This is a genomic window from Pseudomonas sp. NBRC 111119, assembly GCF_001320125.1.
Taxonomy (GTDB): Bacteria; Pseudomonadota; Gammaproteobacteria; order Pseudomonadales; family Pseudomonadaceae; genus Aquipseudomonas; species Aquipseudomonas parafulva.
In genome coordinates this window covers 135,007-152,192 of sequence record NZ_BCAV01000007.1, presented here as the reverse complement: position 1 = coordinate 152,192, position 17,186 = coordinate 135,007, and the positions used below count along the sequence as shown (strand labels likewise).

Here is a 17,186-nt window from a genome sequence, read left to right as displayed (position 1 = left end):
GGCGGCATCAATGGCGCATTGGACGAACACCTCATGACAGGGGAAAGGCCACCCTAGCGGAGAATCGGCAGAGGGTAAAGTGCATCGACTCGCCAGCAACGGCCGGCAGTGGTTGACCACCTGCCAGCCACTGCGTAGCCTTGCCGGTTCGAGGTTCTTCGGCCAGACCGAAGCTAAGACGGGAACGCGGTTCAAGCCGCGGCTGCCCCCGCAACTGTAAGCACCTTACGGATCGACACAGCCACTGCGCCACTGCGCGGGAAGGCGTCATCCCCCCAGCCTGTTCCCATTGCAGAGCGCTGGAACGGTGCAAGCCAGGAGACCTGCCTCGACACGTTTTCGACTTTAAACCGGGCGGGGTGATCCGGTGGCGAACACGCCCGGCCAGCATGGCCGCGGGCTGTCGTCCTGCATGCCCGCGCCACTCTGCCAAGGGCAACGCGACATGAAAACACTGGCCAAGCTACCTGTCACCATCGTCACCGGCTTCCTCGGCTCGGGCAAGACCACGTTGCTGCGGCACATGCTCGACAACGCCCAGGGCCGCCGCATTGCGGTCATCGTCAATGAGTTCGGCGAGCTGGGCATCGACGGCGACATTCTCAAGCAGTGCAGCATCGGTTGCACCGAAGAAGAGGCCACCGGCCGGGTTTATGAACTGGCCAACGGTTGCCTGTGCTGTACCGTTCAGGAAGAGTTCTTCCCGGTGATGCGCGAACTGGTGGCGCGGCGCGGCGACCTGGACCACATCCTGATCGAAACCAGCGGCCTGGCCTTGCCCAAACCGTTGGTCCAGGCCTTCCAGTGGCCAGAAATCCGCAATGCCTGCACCGTCGATGCCGTCATTACCGTGGTCGACAGCCCGGCAGTGGCTGCCGGCACCTTCGCCGCCTACCCGGAGCAGGTTGACGCCCAGCGCAAGCTCGACCCTAACCTGGACCACGAATCGCCACTGCACGAGCTGTTCGCCGACCAGTTGGCCAGTGCCGACCTGGTGGTTCTGAACAAGGCCGACCTGATCGATGCCGAGGGCCTGGCCAAGGTCCGCGCCGAAGTCGCCGAAGAGCTGCCAGCGGCAGTGAAAGTCGTCGAGGCCAATAGCGGCAAGCTGCCGCTGGAGGTACTGCTGGGCATGGGCGCGGAGTCCGAAGTGCACATCGACGGCCGCCGCATGCACCATGACAGCCACCACGACGGCGATGACCATGACGACCATGACCACGATGCCTTCGACTCCATTTCCATCGACTTGCCCGAAGCCGATGAAGCCTTGCTGCTGGGGGCCCTGGCCCAACTGGTGGTGGAGTTCGGCATCCTGCGTGTCAAAGGCTTCGCCGCCGTACCCGGCAAGCCGATGCGTCTGCTGGTGCAAGGGGTGGGTACCCGTTTCGACAAGCACTTCGACCGTGCGTGGCGCGCTGATGAGCCGCGGGTGACGCGCATGGTGCTGATTGGCCAGGAACTGGATGCAGCCCAGCTGGAAGCCCGCCTGCGCCAGGCCCTGGGCGCCTGACCCATGCACTTGCTGCGGACCCAGCCCGGCGGCTTCGTGCCGGACGACAGCATTGCCGACCTTGGCCAGACACCTGCCGAGCTGGTAATTCTCTGCAGCGGCGATTCGCACCTGGCGTTGCTCGCCGACAGTGCCGAGCAACTGCCTGACGATTTCCCCACGCTGCGCCTGGCCAACCCCATGCAGGTGCAGAACCATGCGTCGGTTGACCTGTATGTCGACCAGGTGCTGCAGCACGCCAAGGTGATCCTGGTATCGCTGCACGGCGGCGTCGGCTACTGGCGTTATGGTGTGGAGCAACTGGTTGGCCTGGCCGCCCGCGGCGTGCAGTTGATCCTGGTACCCGGCGACGATCGCCCCGACCCCGAGCTGACCGGCCTTGGCACGGTGCAGGGCGAGCAGGCCGAGCGCCTCTGGCACTACCTGCGCCAGGGCGGCAAGGCCAATGCCCTCAACCTGTTCCACTGCCTGGCCAGCCAATGGCTGGGCCGCGAGTATGCCTGGGATGAGCCACAGCCCCTGGCACGCACCACGGTGTATCACCCGGCCAAGGGCAGCGCCGTGCTGGAGGACTGGTACCCGCACTGGCACCCTGAGCACCCGGTCGCGCCGGTGCTGTTCTACCGCTCTCACTTGCAGGCGGCGAATACCGCGTTCATTGACGTGTTCTGCCAACGCCTGCAAGCCGCCGGCCTTAACCCGCTACCCATCGCCGTTGCCAGCCTGAAAGAGCCCGCCTGCCTCGAGCAGGTGGAGGCATGGCTGGATGAAGTGGGCGCTGAGGTGGTGCTCAATACCACCGGGTTTGCGTTGTCCAGCCCGGAGCGGCCAAACCTTCGGCCACTGCGGCGCGACGTACCGGTGCTGCAGGCGATTTGCGCGCAGGATAACCAGCCAGGCTGGGAAGCCAGCGAGCAGGGGCTGGGGGCCCGCGACCTGGCCATGCATATCGCCTTGCCTGAACTGGACGGGCGCATCATTACCCGCCCGGTCAGTTTCAAGGACATGGCTTGGCACAGCGAGCGCAGCCAGTCAGATGTGGTGTGCTACCGCGCCCACCCTGAGCGCATGGACTTTGTCGCCGAACTGGCCAGGCGCTGGGTGGCGCTGGCGCGCTTGCCCAACGGCCAGAAGCGTGTGGCGCTGATACTGGCCAACTACCCGACCCGCGATGGCCGCATCGGCAACGGCGTAGGCCTGGACACGCCCGCTGCCGCGCTCACTATCCTCCAGGCGCTGCGCGCCGAGGGTTACCCCCTGGCGGATCTGCCCGGCAGCGGCACGCAACTCATTCATGCGCTGCTCGGCGGCGTCACCAACGACCTGGACCAGCTCGACATGCGGCCCTGCGCGCAGAGCCTCGGCATGGCCGACTACCTGGCCGCGTTCGAGCGCCTGCCCGAGGCCAACCGGCAGGCTGTGCTGGAGCGTTGGGGCCCACCCGAGCAGGACCCGATGTACCGCAGCGGCCGGTTGATGGTGGCCGGGCTGCGCTTTGGCCTGACCTTCGTCGGCATCCAGCCGGCGCGGGGCTACCAGGTGGACCCCAGTGCGGTGTACCACGACCCAGACCTGGTGCCCCCTCATGGTTACCTGGCTTTCTACTTCTGGCTGCGTCACGTCTACGCCGCTGATGCGGTGATCCACGTTGGCAAGCACGGCAACCTCGAGTGGTTGCCTGGCAAAGGGGTCGGGCTGTCGGCAACCTGTTGGCCAGATGCCTTGCTCGGCCCGCTGCCGAATGTCTACCCGTTCATTGTCAATGACCCGGGTGAGGGCGCCCAGGCCAAGCGCCGCACCCACGCGGTGATCATCGACCACCTGATGCCGCCGCTGACCCGGGCCGAAACCTACGGCCCGCTGCGCCACCTGGAACAACTGGCGGACGAGTTCTACGAAGCGCAGTTGCTGGACCCTCGCCGGGCGCGGGAGCTTCAGCGCGACATCCTCGAACTGGTCAAGGCCAACCACATCGACCGGGAACTGCAACTGGAGGGGCAACTGGACGATGCGACCGTGTGGTTGCCGCGTCTGGACACCTACCTGTGTGACCTCAAGGAGTCGCAGATCCGCGACGGCCTGCATGTCTTCGGCCAATCGCCTCAGGGCCGGCTGCGCCTGGACACACTGCTGGCGCTGCTGCGGGTGGAGCGCGCAGATGGTCGGGGTGGCAACGCCAGCCTGTTACGGGCCCTGGCCAAGGTGCTGGTACCGGGGTTCGACCCGCTCGACTGCGACTTGGGTGAGCCCTGGCAGGGCGCGCGCCCAGCCCAGTTGCAGGGCATTTGCGAGGCGCCGTGGCGCACCTGCGGCGACACCCGCGAGCGCCTGGAATTACTGGCGTTGCAGATGATCGAGCAAGCGCTGGAAGGCGTAGTCCCCTACCCGGATGGGGACCTGTGGCAGCCCGTGCATGAGGTGATCCAGGCCCTGCGCGAATCAGTCGCGCCGTGCCTGGACGCCTGTGGCGCAGCAGAAGTGCACGGCCTGCTGGCGGCACTGGCGGGCCGCTTCGTGCCGGCCGGGCCCAGTGGCGCGCCCAGCCGTGGCAGGCTCGACGTGCTGCCAACGGGCCGTAACTTCTATACCGTGGACGTACGCAACCTGCCCACCACGACGGCCTGGCGCCTGGGCTTCGCGTCCGCCAACCTGATCCTTGAGCGGCACCTGCAGGAGCATGGCGACCACCTGCGCCAGTTGGGCCTGTCGGTGTGGGGCACGGCGACCATGCGCACGGGCGGTGACGACATCGCCCAGGCCATGGCACTGATGGGCGTGCGGCCCGTGTGGGCCACGGGCAGCCAGCGCGTGGACGATTTTGAAATCCTGCCCCTGAGCCTGCTGGACAGGCCGCGGGTTGACGTCACCCTGCGCGTGTCAGGGTTTTTCCGCGATGCGTTCGGCAACCTTATCCGCCTGTTCGACGCCGCAGTGCAGGCGGTGGCCGGGCTGGACGAACCCGACGACCTCAACCCGCTGGCAGCCCGCGTGCGCCGCGAACGGGCAACCTTGCAGGCGCAGGGCGTGGGCGCCGAGCAGGCGGCCCGCCAGGCGGGCTGGCGTATATTCGGGGCCAAGCCCGGTGCCTACGGCGCCGGGGTGCAGAACGCCATTGACGGGCAGCTGTGGCACACCCGCGAAGACCTGGCCGAGGTGTACCTGAACCACGGCGGGTATGCCTATGGCGCCAGCGACGAAGGCACGCCAGCCCGGGCGCAGTTTGCCCAACGGCTGGCACGTGTGCAGGCGGTGTTGCAGAACCAGGACAACCACGAGCACGACTTGCTCGATTCCAACGATTACTACCAGTTCCAGGGTGGCATGCTGGCAGCCTCCGAAACCCTGGTTGGGGCACCGGTGGCCAGCTACCACGGTGACCACAGCCAGGTGGACCGGCCGCGTATTCGTACGCTCAAGGAAGAACTCAACCGGGTCATCCGCGCGCGCGCGTTGAACCCGAAGTGGATCGACGGCGTAAAGCGCCACGGCTACAAGGGTGCATTTGAAATGGCAGCTACCGTGGACAACCTGTTCGCGTTCGACGCCACCACGCACCTGATCGACGACCATCATTATCAATCGCTGGCTGACGCCTACGTGCTGGACCCGGCAACCCGCGATTTCATGCGCGAGCACAACCCCGAAGCCCTGCGCGACCTCACCGAACGTTTGCTCGAGGCTCAGCAGCGTGGGCTGTGGCAGGCGCCGGGCGATTACCGCGAGGCTTTGGAAGAACAACTGCTCGATGGCGAGGAACAGGCTTGAAATGAGTGAACCCGTGCAATTTCCCCTGGCGGCCGTGGTGGGGGCCGACGACCTGAAGCTGGCCCTGTGCCTGACCGCCATCGACCCGAAGATCGGCGGCGTACTGATCGAAGGCCCGCGTGGCATGGCCAAGAGCACCCTGGCCCGTGGCCTGGCCGACCTGCTCGGTGAAGGGCCATTCGTGACGTTGCCGTTGGGTGCCAGTGAAGAGCGCCTGGTTGGCACGCTGGACCTCGATGCGGCACTGGGGCAGGGCAAGGCGCAGTTCTCGCCGGGCGTGCTGGCACAGGCCGACGGTGGCGTGCTGTACGTGGATGAAGTGAACCTGCTGCCCGACACCCTGGTGGACCTGCTGCTCGATGTGGCTGCCAGTGGCACCAACCGGGTCGAACGGGACGGTATCTCTCACCGCCACAGTGCCCGTTTCGTGTTGATCGGCACCATGAACCCGGAAGAAGGCGAGCTGCGGCCGCAGTTGCTCGACCGCTTTGGCCTGAACGTGGCCCTTGAAGGGTTGCCGGAGCCCCAGGCACGCCAGCAGATTATCCGTAGGCGCCTGGCATTCGACAGTGATCCGCAGGCTTTTTGCAGCCACTGGGCGCAGGCTCAGACGCAGTTGCGCGAGCGCTGCCAGGCGGCGCGACAGGCCCTGGCTGCTATCCCGCTTGACGACCACGCCCTGGCGCTGATTACTGAGCGCTGCTATGCCGCCGGGGTCGACGGCTTGCGTGCCGACCTGGTGTGGCTGCGGGCTGCCCGAGCGCACAGTGCCTGGCGGGGTGGCCAGGCCATAGAGCAGGTGGACATCGAGGCGGTCGCGGAATTTGCCTTGCGCCATCGCCGCCGCCACGCTCCCCAGGCCAACCCCCCCGTAACGCCACCGCAGCCTGAGGTGGCAGGCGCCAGCCAGCCTGGGGAAAAGGGCGGCCACGGGGATTGGGGCGCCTTGCCGCCCCAGCCTGTGGCGGCTGGGCCAAGGCGCGAGGTGCCGAACTGGGCAAAAAAGCCCTGAGCATCCGTCAATCACCTGCCCGGGTGGCGGATGCCGGCGCTGGTAAAGGGCAGCAGGCTGGCGCCAGCCGCGGCCGCGCCGTTGAGCGGGGCAGCGGCCGCGTTGCCTGGGTGCCGACGTTGCTCAAAGGCCGCCCGCGCAAACGTCAGGATGTGTGCTGGCAGGTACATCGGGGCAAGCCGGCTCAGCTGTGGCTGGTTATTGTGGACGCCTCTGCCTCAACCCGACGAAACCAGGCGCTGGGCCAGGCGAAAGGGGCACTGGCAACGCTTTTCGACCAGGCCTACCGCCAGCGTGCACGCCTTGCGCTGCTGACTGCCAGCGGCCACGCACCTCAATGGCAACGTCACGGGCTGAAGGCCTCAGCAGCATTGCAACCCTGGCTACAGGCGCTGGGAGCTGGTGGCGGCACACCGTTGCTACCCGCGCTGGAGCAGGCCAGACGATGGCTCATCGCCCGGCGGAAGGCCCACCCCAGCGAACAGGTGCGCTGCCTGGTGTTCACCGACGGGCGCCTGCAGCAGTGGCAAGCCGTGCAGCCGTTGCCCTGCAGCACCGTGTTGGTGGATATGGAAATAACAGCCGTACGGTTGGGGCGCGCGCAGCAATTGGCCTTGCAGTTGAATGCCGAGTATCAGCATATACAGGCCATGAACGTCATTAAGTAAGTGCGAGGGTGCGGCATCAAGTCGCAATAAAAAACGTGCAACTTTCAGAGCGGCAAGTGCGTGGTGGTTCCACGCACCTGTTCAGGCGGCCGGTATTACCGAGGCATTGACCACGGTTGCAGGCGATAGCCTTTTTCGCTGAGTTCGGCGCGCACTTCCTCGATCAGGCTGGCCCACTGGGCTTTATCGGAATAGATGCGCGAGGATACTTGCTTGCTGCCGATACGGGCATTGGTGCGGTCAACCACGGCCAGGCTGAGTTCGCCTGTACCATTGGGGGCATCCCAGGCCACGCACTGGAAGGGTTCGAAGGCGTGGTCGGCAATCAGCAGTGCTTCGTTGACACGGAGCGGGGCATTCATGAGTCGGTCTCTCTGTGGTCGCAAACATCCAGGTGAAGTCCGCGTTGCTTCCAGGTCGCCTCAAGGATCGCGATATGCAGCGCGGGGTTATCAGTACTGATGCTCTGGTCGGGGGTTCAAGTCACACGTTTACAATAAAAAAGTTCACAGGTGTTTAATCAATTGATCACCTGCGCTCATGGGAGGGCGCTTTAAACAGAAAATTCCCGCCATGCGATCTAAAAAGCGCGGCCAGTAGACGGACGGTCATGGAAACCGTCAATTGAGTTGCTAGTGTTAATCGGGCGCCACAACTTGCTGTTTTATCTCAAAAAACCAAAACCTGGCGCCAAGGATCGGTCATGCAGCAACCCACCGCGCAACGCCGCTTGCTCATCGTCGACCCTTGCGAGGCATGCCATCAGCTGCTGCCTGGGCTGCGCGAAGCGGGTTGGGATGTCGACAGCTGTGTACTCGCCCACGCCCAGGATTATCCGTGCGATGTGGGCTTGCTGCGCCTGGAGGCCTCGCACCTCAAGCAGCCAGATGCCGTAAAGGACATGATAAAGCGCAGCAATACCGAATGGATTGCGGTGCTGAGTGCCGAGCAACTGCGCATGCCGGCGTTCGGGGATTTTGTCTGCGAATGGTTTTTCGACTTCCACACCTTGCCCTTTGACGTCTCGCGGGTGCAGGTCATGCTGGGGCGGGCATTCGGCATGGCGCGGTTGCGGGGCAAGGGCACCAACAAGGTTGACGACCCCAACGACGAACTCCTGGGGGAGAGCCGGCCCATCCGCGAGCTGCGCAAGCTGCTGGGCAAGCTGGCGCCCACCGAATCCCCCGTGTTGATCCGCGGCGAAAGCGGCACGGGCAAGGAACTGGTGGCGCGTACACTGCACCGTCAGTCGCAACGCAGCGAACAACCGTTCATTGCGATCAACTGCGGGGCTATCCCCGAACACCTGATCCAGTCCGAGCTGTTTGGCCACGAGAAGGGCGCGTTCACCGGCGCCCACCAGCGCAAGGCGGGGCGTATCGAGGCGGCCCACGGTGGCACGCTGTTTCTGGACGAGATCGGCGACCTGCCGCTGGAGCTTCAGGCCAACCTGCTGCGATTTTTGCAGGAAAAACATATCGAGCGCGTTGGCGGCAGCCAACCGATCCCAGTGGATGTGCGGGTGCTGGCGGCCACCCACGTGGACCTGGAAAAGGCCATTGAGCTGGGTCGCTTTCGTGAAGACCTGTACTACCGGCTGAACGTGCTGCAGGTGGTGACGGCCCCCCTGCGTGACCGGCATGGCGACCTGCCGATGCTGGCCAACCACTTTGCCCATTTCTACAGCCTGGAAACAGGCCGCCGGCCACGCTCGTTCAGCGAACACGCACTGGCTGCCATGGGGCAGCATGACTGGCCAGGCAACGTGCGCGAACTCGCCAACCGGGTGCGTCGCGGCCTGGTGTTGGCTGAAGGGCGGCAGATCGAAGCACAGGACCTGGGGTTGCAGGCCCAAGGGCAGCAGCAACCGCTGGGCACGCTGGAGGAATACAAGCACAGGGCCGAGCGGCAGGCCCTGTGCGATGTGCTCGACCGCCACAGTGACAACCTGAGCGTGGCGGCGAAGGTACTGGGTGTTTCACGGCCTACCTTCTACCGCCTGTTGCACAAGCACCAGATACGCTGAGGTGCCGCCTGGGCCCTTAGTGGGGGGCGCGCACGATGGTTTTGAGCAGGTCCTCAGGGCTGATGTGCCCGACCACTTGCGACACGGCGCTGCCAGGGGTTGGCAGGTCGATGATGTGGTTTTTCATCTTGCCGATGACATGCATCTCGCAGGGTTTGCAGTCGAACTTGAGCGTCAGTACTTCGTCGCCCTGAATCAGTTGCATGGGCGCCACCTTGGTGCGCACACCGGTGACACCCTTGGCCTGCTTGGGGCACAGGTTGAACGAGAAGCGCAGGCAGTGCTTGGTGATCATCACCGGTACCTCGCCGTGCTCCTCGTGGGCCTCGTACGCGGCATCGATCAGTTGTACGCCGTGACGGTGATAGAAGTCCCGGGCCTTCTGGTTGTACACGTTGGCCAGGAACGACAGGTGCGACTCGGGGTAGACCGGTGGCGGCGTGGTCTCGGGCTTGCGGTAGCCGTGGGGGTGAGCCTCGATGCGCAGCGTGGTCAATGCCTCGATGGCCTCGCGGCGCAGCGCCTTGAGCTGCGAATTGGGGATGAAGTACGCCTGCGGGGCGTCCAGCTCGATGCTGTCGGCGTGGTACAGGGTGGTCCCCAACTGACCCAGCAGGTCGTGCAACTGATCCAGTGCCTGCTGGGGCTTGTTGGCCGGGCCGAACGGGCCGTCCAGCGTCACGTGCGCACTGACGCTTTCTTCGCTGGTCACCACCAGCGTCAGGCACTGTTCGCGCAACACCGCCTGCCAGCGCACGCCAATGCGGCGTTCGGCAGAGGTGCGCTGCAGGGCCTGCTGCCAGTTGTGGTCCAGGTTGCGCGACAGCGGGTGATTAGGCCTGAGCTTGTGCAGGCCTTCGGGCATCTCGTTGGGTTCAACACGGTAACGGTAGCGGGTATGGCCGTCTTCCTCGAACTGGCCACGGGGCTCGGCGATATTGGCCCGGAACCCGACCACCTCGCGCTTGATCAGCACATTGAGGCCGTCGCCATTGGTCAGCGGTACGTCGGTGACCACCTGCAGGTCGCGCTTGCCGACCTTTTCCACCACGCCAACTGGCAGGCCGGTGAAGGTGGGCGAATCGAAGGCACCGATATCGACCTTGCGGTCGGTGACGAAGTAGTCGGTGCTGCCGCGGTGGAAGGTCTTGTCCGGGTCAGGGATGAAGAAGTGCTCGGTGCGGCCGCTGGAGGCGCGGGCCAGGCCTGGGCGATCTTCCAGAATGGCGTCGAGTTCCTTGCGGTAGTGGGCGGTGATGTTCTTCACGTAGCCCATGTCCTTGTAGCGGCCTTCGATCTTGAACGAGCGTACGCCCGCATCCACCAGGTCGCGCAGGTTGGCGGTCTGGTTGTTGTCCTTCATCGACAACAGGTGCTTCTCGAAGGCTACTACCCGGCCCTGATCATCCTTGAGCGTGTAGGGCAGGCGGCAGGCCTGGGAGCAGTCGCCACGGTTGGCGCTGCGACCGGTCTGGGCATGGGAAATATTGCACTGGCCAGAGAACGCCACACACAGGGCGCCGTGGATGAAGAACTCGATGGCGGCATCGGTCTCGGCGGCGATGGCGCGAATTTGCTGCAGGTTCAGCTCGCGGGCCAGCACCAGTTGCGAGAAGCCGGCCTGGTCGAGGAAGCGCGCGCGCTCCAGGGTGCGGATGTCGGTCTGGGTGCTGGCGTGCAGCTCGATCGGTGGGATGTCCAGCTCCATCACCCCCAGGTCCTGCACGATCAGGGCGTCGACGCCGGCGTCGTACAGCTGGTGGATCAGCGCACGTGCAGGTTCCAGTTCGTTGTCGTGAAGGATGGTGTTGATGGTGGTGAACACGCGTGCGTGATAACGGTGCGCGAACTCGACCAGTTGGGCGATATCGGCGACCTCGTTACAGGCATTGTGGCGTGCGCCGAAGCTTGGGCCGCCGATATAGATGGCATCCGCGCCATGCAGGATCGCTTCACGGGCAATGGCCACGTCGCGGGCAGGGCTGAGCAGTTCCAGGTGATTCTTGGGAAGGGACATGTCGTTATGGTTTCGGGCTGTCACGGTTAGGCGCGCATTGTAGCGGCGAAACCGCCGGGCGGCACCCTTGGCCTGCCCGGAGGTGCATTGGCCGTGCGCAGATCAGCGCTTGGCGGCCATTGCCGTCACTTCCACCCGCATGCCGTCGAAGGCCAGGGCGGCTACGCCCACGGCGGCGCGCACAGGCCAGGGTTTGCTGAAGAAACGCTGGTACACCTCGTTGAAGGCGGCGCGGTCGGCCATGTCGGTCAGGTAGATGGTCAGGTGCAGCACGCGGTCCATGCCGCTGCCGGCGTTCTCCAGTGCCACTTTCAAGGCCTGCAGCGTGCATTCGCTTTGCTCGACGATGCTGCCCAGTGCCAGGCTGCCGTCCGGGTGGGTAGGGATTTGGGTGGTCACCAGCACGCCGTTGTACTCGGCTACGTCGGACGAGATGGCGTCTGCATCCGGGTCCGGGGTGTAGGTGATATCTGCGTTTGCCATGGTCAGGTTTGCCTTGCGACGGTGGAAAACAGCAAGCGTACGCCACCCGGCCGTTCGGGTCGAGGTGGCCCCCGTGTTTGAATTACGGGGCGTTCACCGGCAGAATCGCGCCCCACTGCAAAGGGGTTGACCGTGAACGAACACACATTGTCCATGCGCCTGGAACGGGTTGCCGCCTACGTGCCGCAAGGCGCGCGCCTGGCCGACATCGGGTCGGACCACGGCTACCTGCCCGTGGCGCTGATGCGCCGCGGGCTCATCGCCTGTGCGGTGGCCGGTGAAGTCGCGCCCACGCCGTATGCGTCTGCCCAGCGTAATGTGCGCAAGCACGGCTTGCAGGCGCACATCGCCGTGCGGCTGGCCGACGGCCTGGCAGCCATCGAAGCGGATGACAGGGTGTCGGTGATCAGCCTGTGCGGCATGGGCGGTGAGACCATGTGCGAGATTCTGCAGGCCGGTAAGGCGCGGCTTGCGGGTGTGACACGCCTGGTGCTGCAGCCCAACGGTGCAGAGCCTGAACTGCGCCAGTGGCTGATGGGCAATGGTTACCGCATCGTGGCCGAAGAGGTGCTGCGCGAGAACCGCTTTGATTACGAAATCATCGTCGCCGAGCCGGGTGCGGCAACTTACAGCCCTGAACAGCTGTATTTCGGCCCGCTGCTGATGCAGGAGAAGGGCCCGGCATTTCGGGTGAAATGGCAGCGCATGCTGAAACAGAAACAGCAGACCTTGGCTAATTTCCAGCGGGCCCGTGACACTGTGCCTTTGGCCAAGGTCGAAGCGTTCAACCAGCAGGCCACCTGGATCACTCAGGTGCTGGCCTGAATCCCCCCTTCTGAGGAGCGCCCCCATGGACATGCTGCAGGCCATGCGTACCTTCACCCGGGTGGTGGAGTGCGGCAGTTTCGCGGCGGCGGCCACCGCGCTGGACATCTCCGCTGCCCAGGTTTCGCGGATCGTCGCCGAGCTTGAGAACCAATTGCAGACACGGCTGTTGCACCGGACCACCCGGCGCTTGCGCATGAGTGAGGCAGGTGAGCGGTTTCTGGAGCGCGCCCGGCAGATCCTACAACTGACCGAGGAAGCCATGGGCGAAGCGCGCGGGGCGCACCTGATGCCCCGCGGGCGTTTGCGCCTGCATTGCCCCCATGGGCTGGGCTTGCTGCTGATGCCCCTGGTGGCCGGCTACAACGCGCTGTGCCCGGAGGTGGTGGTTGAACTGACCTTGTCCCAGCGCAACCCGGACCCGCTCGCCGAAGGCCACGACGTGGTCATCACCGTGGACCAGGCCTTGCCCGACTCGCAGTTGATCGCCGTACCGCTGGGCACCATCTTCAGCATCGCCTGCGCGGCGCCGGGTTACCTGCAGGCCCACGGCGTGCCTAACCGGCCTGAGGACCTGCATGGGCATCGCTGCCTGCGCATGGCGTACCCGTTGTACGAAGGCGACTGGGTGTTTACCCAAGGCGAGGAGCAGTGCGTCATCGCCCCGCAAGACAGCTTCCAGACGAACGTCGCGGACGCCATGCTGGTCGCTGCCGAGCTAGGCATGGGTATTGGCCTGCTGCCGTTCTACACCGCCAGCCAGGCCATCGAGCAGGGGCGCCTGCGCCGGGTACTGGCGCCCTACAGGTTGCGCGAAAATGCGTTGTACGCCATCTACCCATCGCGCCATTACCTGGATGCCAAGGTACGCACCTGGATCGATTACCTGAAAGAGCAACTGCCCGCGTTGTTCGAGGGGCACGCCCGCGTAGTAGACGATGCAAGGTACTGGCAATAACCTGGCGGCAAGCGCGCTTCAGAGGGGGTAATGCTTCAATTCCCGCGCAATCAGCATGCGCTGAATCTCGCTTGACCCTTCATAAATTTGCGTAATGCGCGCATCGCGGTAATGGCGCTCCACCGGGTAATCCTCAAGGTACCCATAGCCACCGTGCACCTGGATAGCCTTCGAACACACCCGCTCGGCCATTTCCGAGGCGAACAGCTTGGCCTGCGAGGCTTCCGACAAGCAGGGCTTGCCTGCGCTGCGCAGGCGGGCGGCATGCAGGATGAGCAAGCGGGCGGCGTTGATCTGCACCTGCATGTCGGCCAGCAGGTTGGCAATGCTCTGGTGTTCGTTGATCGGCTTGCCAAACTGCACGCGCTCACGGGAGTAGGCCAGGGCCGCCTCGAACGCCGCGCGAGCGATACCCAGTGCCTGGGCGGCGATGCCGATGCGCCCGCCCTCCAGGTTTGACAACGCGATCGCCAACCCCTTGCCTCGCTCGCCCAACAGGTTGGCTGCAGGAATGCGGCATTGTTCGAAGGTGACCGCGCAGGTATCGGACGCACGGATGCCCATCTTGTGCTCACTGCGGTCTACCTTGAACCCTGGGTTGTCCGTTGGTACCAGAAATGCCGACAGGCCCTTCTTGCCAAGCTCCGGGTCAGTGACCGCGAACACGATGGCCAGGCCCGCGCGCCGCGCATTGCTGACAAACTGCTTGGCACCGTTGATCACCCACTGGCCGTCTACCAGCTCTGCCCGGGTGCGCAGGTTATGCGCTTCAGACCCAGCCTGTGGTTCGGTCAGGCAGAAGCAGCCGATGACTTCGCCACTGGCCAGGCGCGGCAACCAGTGCTGTTGCTGCTCATCGGTGCCGTAGGCCAGCAGCGGCCCGCAACCCACCGAGTTGTGGATGCTCATCATCGCGCCCGTGGCGCCGCACCCTGCGGATATTTCCTCCACCGCCAGCGCGTAGGCCACGTAATCGGTGTAACTGCCGCCAAAGGTTTCAGGTACCACCATGCCCAACAGGCCCAGCTCACCCATGTTGCGCACCACACCGTCATCGATCCAGCCGGCCTTTTCCCACGCCTGGGCATGGGGGGCGAGCTCGCCCCGGGCGAAATCCCGGGCCATGTCGCGGATCATGACTTGTTCTTCGCTCAGTTCCACATCTTGCATGTGCGTGCTCCCAGGCTCACAGGCCTTCGAAGAATTGCTCGACACGCTGGCGCTGCAGCTCCTGCAGGGTCGGCGGGTTCCAGCGGGGCTGCTTGTCCTTGTCGATGATCAGGGCGCGGACCCCTTCGATGATGTCGCCATGCTGGAACCACTGGCGGTCCAGGTGCAGTTCCATGGCGAAGCAGTCTTCCAGCGAGCAGTGGCGGGCCCGGCGCAGCATCTCCAGGGTTACCGCCATGGCCAGTGGGGAGCGGCTATCCAGCACATCCGCCGTGGCCAGCGCCCACGCATGGCTGTCGCCGATGCTGACCGTGCGCAGCTGCTCGACGATGGCCTGCAGGTCCGGCAGGGCAAAGAAGTGGTCGATCACTGGCCGCAGCTGCGCCAAGGGCGCACCGTCCACTGCCTGAGTGCCAAGGCTCGCCAGCAGGCTCTGCAGGTCTTTGAGCGGGTGGTCGCCAAAGCGCAGCGTGTCCAGACCTTTTTGCAGTGCGGTTAGCGCGTCGCTGTGGACGTACCAGTTTGCCAGGCCGCAATAGAGGGCGTCTGCGGCCTGGATCTGGTTGCCGCTTACGCCCAGGTAGGTGCCCAGTTCGCCAGGGATGCGCGAAAGGAAGTAGCTGCCGCCCACATCGGGGAAGTAGCCAATACCCACTTCCGGCATACCCAGGCGGCTGCGCTCCGTGACCACACGCAGGTCGCAGCCTTGGGCCAGGCCCATACCACCGCCCAGGGTGAAACCGTCCATCAGGACCAGGGTCGGTTTGCGGTAACGGTGAATGACCAGGTCCAACGCATATTCTTCGACGAAAAACGCTTCGTGCAGGGTGTCACCTGCCTTGAAGCTGTCGTACAGCGAACGGATGTCCCCGCCCGCACAAAAGCCTTTCGGGCCTTCGCCATTGAGCACCACCGCGACCACTTCGGGGTCGTCTGCCCACAGGTCCAGTTGCCGGCGCAGGCTGCGCACCATGTCCAGGGTCAGGGCGTTGAGGCCAGAGGGGCGATTCAGTGTGAGATGGCCGACCCGGTTGCGTACTTCGGCCAGCACAGGCTCGGAAGCCGAAGCGTGAGTGTCTGGAAGCATTGCGTTCTCCCTGCTTTGTTATTGATTTCCATGTAAAAACTGGAGTTCGCTGGAGGATCACAGAATCCTGTCATGCGAATTTGCCTTGCACAATCGACAATTGTGCAGGGCTAACGTGCATTTTTGCGGCTCGCCTGGCAGTTCTGCCAGTAGCCAGGTTTTGACATCTGGGGCAAACATCATCGCACCGCGGTTTCTATCCCAATTTAATACAGGGGCCTGATGCGATGCGCAAAAATCCAATGCTTGCCAAGACACTGCTCGGTATGAGCCTTACGGCGCTGGTTTCTGCCACAGGGGCTACTGCCGCACCACAGGCCGGGGCGCAAGCCGAGGGCACGGGGGCGCCGGCGTCGCCCCTGATTGGCTTCCTGAACCAGCGTGGGCGTGAGTCAGTCGATCAACTCAAGACGTGGTACAACGCGGTTGCCGATGACTGTGGTGGGCCCAGCAAGCCTGCCTACCTGTGCAGCGGCATCCATGTGCGGACCACGACCACCAGTACTCAGTTTTTGCCGTGGGAACCCACTCAAAGCCAGTTGACGAAGGGCAGCGTGGCGTTCTCTTGGCTACGCCAGGACAACAACTTCGGCAAACCCTTTGGCAACCAGAACGGCCTGATTCTGCCACCCGTGCAGGCTGTGCCGCCCGGCAAGAACAACAAGCTGGAGGTGCTGTGCAGCTTTCCGATCAACGCCAACACCAATCAGCGCCCCAGCTTGCAAGGGTGTGGCCCTATTACCGGTTACGAAACCACCACGGCCAGTTGCCAGACACTGGGCGTGTCCACGGCACAGCAATGGCTTGAACGTTACCCCAACGCCGATAACTACCGAGTGTGCGGGTGGGACATGCGCGAGCCTTCGCAGCCACCCGCCAAGGCTTTCCAAACTGCCATACAAGCACGCGCCGGGCTGGCGGATGCGTTGTGGCATGTCAACAACGAGGTCTTGCTCCCTGTATGGAGCGCAGGCAGTGGGGGTGAGCTTCCGATACAGGCGTTCTTTTTTGTCAGCGGCGAATCCCAGGCACTGGTCAAGGCGCAGTTCGACCAGATCCGTTACTACCAGGCGTACCAGCAGTTGGTACCGGTCGTCAGCCTGGCGTTCCCCTCGGCCAAGGGTGGCGTGATGACCTTCGGCTATGACGCTGATGGGCAGGCGGTCGGGCGCCCAACGCCGCTTCCCGACATTGATTTCGAGCACCTTGCCGTAGGTGATGTCGCCAAGGTCACGGTAGACGAGGTGGTATTCGATATGGGCCCTCGCAGGCAGGGCGTCAGTGATGCGGCCCATGACAGCGGCGGCCTGATTGCGGGTAAACACCTGCAGGCGGACGGCACCATCACCTTTTCGTTGCCTGGGGCGGGCCGTCGCCTGGTCAGTTTCTCCTGGGGCAGCAACAGCTATACGGGGTTGGGCCTGAGCATCTCAGGCGAACAGATTGAGCTTTCAGAGGATGACGCGGGCCCCATGCGTTACGGTCGGCAGGAGCTGATCATTGAAGGCCCAGAGGTGTTCACGCTGACTGTGGACTCTACAGAGGACGATTCGCTGCTGGTGCTGGACAACCTGAAAGTCGAGAAACTGCCGGATCACCCGCTGGCCCCATCCGCCTGATGACGGTTTGCCATTTATCGCGCACACTGCATGAAAAATTCCC

Annotated in this window: 13 protein-coding genes and 1 riboswitch; of the genes, 8 read left to right on the top strand and 5 right to left on the bottom strand. The window is 64.2% G+C overall.

Features of this window, described 5'->3' with window-relative positions; all coding sequences use genetic code 11:
* Window positions 1-134: 134 nt before the first annotated feature.
* Window positions 135-346: riboswitch (cobalamin riboswitch) on the top strand.
* Window positions 347-445: 99 nt separating this feature from the next.
* From cobW to APH25_RS03405, 4 genes are all read left to right on the top strand, one after another.
* Window positions 446-1,513 carry a cobalamin biosynthesis protein CobW gene (cobW, locus tag APH25_RS03420; RefSeq protein WP_060481081.1) on the top strand — a complete coding sequence of 356 codons (1,068 nt, stop codon included), beginning with the start codon at window positions 446-448 and terminating at the stop codon, window positions 1,511-1,513.
* A gap of 3 nt (window positions 1,514-1,516) precedes the next feature.
* Complete coding sequence (gene cobN, locus APH25_RS03415) at window positions 1,517-5,278, top strand: cobaltochelatase subunit CobN (protein ID WP_060481080.1); 3,762 nt, start codon at window positions 1,517-1,519, stop codon at window positions 5,276-5,278.
* A gap of 1 nt (window position 5,279) precedes the next feature.
* Window positions 5,280-6,290 (top strand): ATP-binding protein, encoded by a 1,011-nt coding sequence (locus APH25_RS03410; protein ID WP_060481079.1) that lies wholly within the window; start codon window positions 5,280-5,282, stop codon window positions 6,288-6,290.
* Between the two features lie 110 nt (window positions 6,291-6,400).
* On the top strand, window positions 6,401-6,958 hold the full coding sequence (locus tag APH25_RS03405) for a VWA domain-containing protein (protein WP_060481149.1): 558 nt from the start codon (window positions 6,401-6,403) through the stop codon (window positions 6,956-6,958).
* 95 nt (window positions 6,959-7,053) lie between these two features.
* Here APH25_RS03405 and APH25_RS03400 read toward each other — a convergent pair whose 3' ends face one another.
* Entirely contained in the window at window positions 7,054-7,320 is a 267-nt protein-coding gene (locus APH25_RS03400; protein ID WP_060481078.1) for a hypothetical protein, read from the bottom strand.
* A gap of 341 nt (window positions 7,321-7,661) precedes the next feature.
* Between APH25_RS03400 and APH25_RS03395 the strand changes: the two genes are divergently transcribed.
* On the top strand, window positions 7,662-8,984 hold the full coding sequence (locus tag APH25_RS03395) for a sigma-54 dependent transcriptional regulator (protein ID WP_060481077.1): 1,323 nt from the start codon (window positions 7,662-7,664) through the stop codon (window positions 8,982-8,984).
* 16 nt (window positions 8,985-9,000) lie between these two features.
* Here the strand turns inward: APH25_RS03395 and APH25_RS03390 are convergent, their stop codons facing one another.
* A complete protein-coding gene (locus APH25_RS03390) occupies window positions 9,001-11,001 on the bottom strand; it encodes a U32 family peptidase (protein WP_060481076.1) in 2,001 nt (666 codons plus the stop codon).
* A 102-nt stretch (window positions 11,002-11,103) separates the two neighbouring features.
* On the bottom strand, window positions 11,104-11,484 hold the full coding sequence (locus tag APH25_RS03385) for a RidA family protein (protein WP_028633880.1): 381 nt from the start codon (window positions 11,482-11,484) through the stop codon (window positions 11,104-11,106).
* 132 nt (window positions 11,485-11,616) lie between these two features.
* Between APH25_RS03385 and APH25_RS03380 the strand changes: the two genes are divergently transcribed.
* Together APH25_RS03380 and APH25_RS03375 are read left to right on the top strand one after the other, a co-directional pair.
* Window positions 11,617-12,309 carry a tRNA (adenine(22)-N(1))-methyltransferase TrmK gene (locus APH25_RS03380; protein ID WP_028633881.1) on the top strand — a complete coding sequence of 231 codons (693 nt, stop codon included), beginning with the start codon at window positions 11,617-11,619 and terminating at the stop codon, window positions 12,307-12,309.
* Window positions 12,310-12,334: 25 nt separating this feature from the next.
* Window positions 12,335-13,267, top strand: a complete 933-nt coding sequence (locus APH25_RS03375; protein WP_028633882.1) for a LysR family transcriptional regulator — start codon at window positions 12,335-12,337, stop codon at window positions 13,265-13,267.
* A gap of 18 nt (window positions 13,268-13,285) precedes the next feature.
* On the opposite strand, the gene APH25_RS03370 is transcribed toward APH25_RS03375, so the two are convergent.
* Both APH25_RS03370 and APH25_RS03365 read right to left on the bottom strand, forming a co-directional pair.
* Entirely contained in the window at window positions 13,286-14,437 is a 1,152-nt protein-coding gene (locus APH25_RS03370; RefSeq protein ID WP_060481075.1) for an acyl-CoA dehydrogenase family protein, read from the bottom strand.
* Between the two features lie 16 nt (window positions 14,438-14,453).
* Complete coding sequence (locus APH25_RS03365; protein ID WP_060481074.1) at window positions 14,454-15,524, bottom strand: enoyl-CoA hydratase/isomerase family protein; 1,071 nt, start codon at window positions 15,522-15,524, stop codon at window positions 14,454-14,456.
* Window positions 15,525-15,751: 227 nt separating this feature from the next.
* Here APH25_RS03365 and APH25_RS03360 point away from each other — a divergent pair, with 227 nt between their 5' ends.
* Window positions 15,752-17,143: a hypothetical protein gene (locus APH25_RS03360; RefSeq protein ID WP_156333135.1), complete on the top strand. Its 1,392-nt coding sequence runs from the start codon at window positions 15,752-15,754 to the stop codon at window positions 17,141-17,143.
* Window positions 17,144-17,186: the final 43 nt, after the last annotated feature.

Coding starts and splice junctions, on each gene's coding strand:
- APH25_RS03395 (WP_060481077.1), top strand. CDS start 7,662: ATGCAGCAACCCACCGCGCAACGCCGCTTGCTCATCGTCGACCCTTGC.
- APH25_RS03385 (WP_028633880.1), bottom strand. CDS start 11,484: ATGGCAAACGCAGATATCACCTACACCCCGGACCCGGATGCAGACGCC.
- APH25_RS03375 (WP_028633882.1), top strand. CDS start 12,335: ATGGACATGCTGCAGGCCATGCGTACCTTCACCCGGGTGGTGGAGTGC.
- APH25_RS03360 (WP_156333135.1), top strand. CDS start 15,752: ATGCGCAAAAATCCAATGCTTGCCAAGACACTGCTCGGTATGAGCCTT.
- APH25_RS03400 (WP_060481078.1), bottom strand. CDS start 7,320: ATGAATGCCCCGCTCCGTGTCAACGAAGCACTGCTGATTGCCGACCAC.
- cobN (WP_060481080.1), top strand. CDS start 1,517: ATGCACTTGCTGCGGACCCAGCCCGGCGGCTTCGTGCCGGACGACAGC.
- APH25_RS03390 (WP_060481076.1), bottom strand. CDS start 11,001: ATGTCCCTTCCCAAGAATCACCTGGAACTGCTCAGCCCTGCCCGCGAC.
- APH25_RS03410 (WP_060481079.1), top strand. CDS start 5,280: ATGAGTGAACCCGTGCAATTTCCCCTGGCGGCCGTGGTGGGGGCCGAC.
- APH25_RS03370 (WP_060481075.1), bottom strand. CDS start 14,437: ATGCAAGATGTGGAACTGAGCGAAGAACAAGTCATGATCCGCGACATG.
- cobW (WP_060481081.1), top strand. CDS start 446: ATGAAAACACTGGCCAAGCTACCTGTCACCATCGTCACCGGCTTCCTC.
- APH25_RS03365 (WP_060481074.1), bottom strand. CDS start 15,524: ATGCTTCCAGACACTCACGCTTCGGCTTCCGAGCCTGTGCTGGCCGAA.